The following is a 2,283-nucleotide window of genomic DNA, read 5'->3' as shown; positions in this document are numbered from 1 at the left end:
GTTAAACACCTTATAATTCTCGAAAAACCAAGTTTTTCGTAGCTTTAGGGGGTTGTAGGGACCTTGGTCCCTGCCACTAAAACGGACGCGTTCGTTTTAGTGCGTAACATCATAAAAGGGCAAAATATGCAGCAGCATCAGAGCTTAAAAGAGCACTATAAGTTTACAAAAGAGGAGGCTCTAATCTTAAAAGAGCTTCAACCTAGAATGGAGGAGCTTTCAAACAGATTTATAGAGGAGTTTTATGACTATATCTGGGGGTTTGGGTCAACTGCAAAGTTTTTGAAAAATCAAAAGATTATTGATTATCACAGAACAAAGATAAAAGCATGGTTTGTAAATCTTTTTTGCGGAAAATATGATCTTGAATATTTTACATATCTCTACAAAATAGGAGAGATACATGTACGCATCGGGCTTCCTACACACTACGTCAACTCTGCATTTACTTTTGTAAGAACCTTTGTCATTAAAAACCTTCATGAGAATTGCCAAGATGATAGACGAAGCATGATGGAGATAGACGCAGTAGAAAAGATCATAGATATAAATCTAGATACACTTACCAGCTCATACAGAGAGGAGGAACTTGGAAAGTTCCTCTCAATGTCAAAATTTGAAAAAACAGTTCTCTCCGGTCTTAAAAGATTTAACTCTTATGTAAACTTTTTTCTAGCCGGTTCATTGGCGCTTGTAGCATTTTTTGCCATAGGACTTTTTGGATACGATATATATCTTCTCTTTTTTTCAGATATAGGGATAGAGAAGGGTATTTTAACCGTTCTAGGAAGTCTGCTTGTTCTTTGGGCGGCAATAGAGCTCATTCATGAAGAGATAGAGCATCTTCAAGGCAAAGGTTTTGCCATCGGAGCGTTTATTATGCTTGCTATGGCGGCTCTTATACGTAAAGTGCTTATCTACTCTCTCTCATCAGAGAGCGGCAAAGAGCTTTTGGTAATAGGCGCTGTTATAGTGGCACTTGCAGTCTCTTACTGGCTGGTAGGCGCAAAAAAAATAGTTGGAGTTAGTACCAATAAAGTGGATAGTGCCTTTTAGAGTTGCTCGAGAGATTGTTTATGATGAGTGCTATAAGGAGCATTATAAGCGCTCCTGCAGCAATAGGTGTTATTGGGTAGAACCATCCAATAGATCTTATCTCTTCGCTTCCTATAATATAAATAAGCGCCGTTGCACCGCCCGGAGGGTGCATGGTTAGAGTGAAGTGCATTATTAAAACGGAGAGAGAGACGCTCAGAGCACAAAGGAGTTCAATTTCTAGTGAATCTCCGAAAAATTTTACTAAAAAAACAGAAAGTAATGCAGAGAGTATGTGACCGCCAAGCAGGTTTCTAGGCTGTGAAAAAGCGGCATCAGGCGCACCGTAGACAAGTACTGCCGAAGCCCCGAAAGAACCAAGCAGAAAGAAACCGTCCTGAGGCGAAAAATATTGACTAAACAAAGAGAGCAGGTAGATGCTTACAAAAGCGCCAAGAGTCGACCAAAGTATCTTGCTTATCGGTTTTCTTACAGGACGTCTCTCTTTTGATCGCATTCTTGCAAAGTATTTTTTCAAACGCCACTCACTTGTAAATTAAATTTGACGTATGATAAGCATTTTCTAAGTAAGTTTTGTTGATATATATCAACTTTGTATTTTTATTCTTGAGGCTCGTTATGGTACCAAAACGGTTCGTTTTTCGGCTCTCTTAGCTTTGCTCTTCCTTCAAGTGAAGCTTTAAACTGTTCCCCTAAAACTGGGCATTTTATGGCTTGAAGTGTCACTTCTTTGTCACTAAGAGGGTCTACGATAACTCTGTTTAGTGCCTCTATGCTAAGTTCTGGGTAGACTCTTTTTACAAGAATAACCTCGTCGCCCTTTTTGACCTCTCCCTCTTGGACTACTCTTGCATACCATCCGGTTAAACCGTTATTGTAGATAATGCCAGTCATGGGCTTAGTAGCAGTATTTGCAGAGAGTTTCCAACATGGCTGTCTTGGTTGAGATACTTCAAAAGTAGCCTCTCCAACTTTAAGAATGTCGCCAACACAGATACCCGCTTCATCAATTTCATCGACTAAAAGGTTTTCTCCATAGTGTGCCATGTCGTTATACTCAAAGCTATTGCCGCTTAGTTTATTTAGTTTTTCGTATGTTTTGCTAGAGAAAAAAAGCACCGCTTTTGTCTCTCCGCCGTGATGGATAAGGTCTGCAACTTCATCTCCATGAAAGCCTGTTTTTGTCATAAATGCTTTATCTAGAGGGTACTTTTTTATGCCAGATTC

The 2,283-nt window shown here is 39.6% G+C and carries 3 protein-coding genes; 1 reads left to right on the top strand and 2 read right to left on the bottom strand.

Going from position 1 to position 2,283, the window contains the following annotated elements:
- Nucleotides 1-126: 126 nt before the first annotated feature.
- Complete coding sequence (locus RQ763_RS11420) at nt 127-1,056, top strand: protoglobin domain-containing protein (protein WP_314153109.1); 930 nt, start codon at nt 127-129, stop codon at nt 1,054-1,056.
- Here the strand turns inward: RQ763_RS11420 and RQ763_RS11415 are convergent.
- Both RQ763_RS11415 and RQ763_RS11410 read right to left on the bottom strand, forming a co-directional pair.
- On the bottom strand, nt 1,025-1,573 hold the full coding sequence (locus RQ763_RS11415) for an HPP family protein (RefSeq protein WP_314153107.1): 549 nt from the start codon (nt 1,571-1,573) through the stop codon (nt 1,025-1,027). The two genes, RQ763_RS11420 and RQ763_RS11415, sit on opposite strands and share 32 nt — an antisense overlap.
- 83 nt (nt 1,574-1,656) lie before the next feature.
- A partial coding sequence (locus tag RQ763_RS11410; RefSeq protein ID WP_314153106.1) for an MOSC domain-containing protein occupies nt 1,657-2,283 on the bottom strand: 627 nt, incomplete at its 5' end.

The sequence above is a fragment of the Sulfurimonas sp. genome (assembly GCF_032250635.1).
GTDB lineage: Bacteria > Campylobacterota > Campylobacteria > Campylobacterales > Sulfurimonadaceae > Sulfurimonas.
Note: the sequence above shows the minus strand (reverse complement) of the source record. Positions and strands in the feature narration are given on the sequence as shown.

Bases quoted from the DNA above. Each gene is read 5' to 3' on its own strand.
- RQ763_RS11420 (WP_314153109.1), top strand. From the start codon at position 127: ATGCAGCAGCATCAGAGCTTAAAAGAGCACTATAAGTTTACAAAAGAG.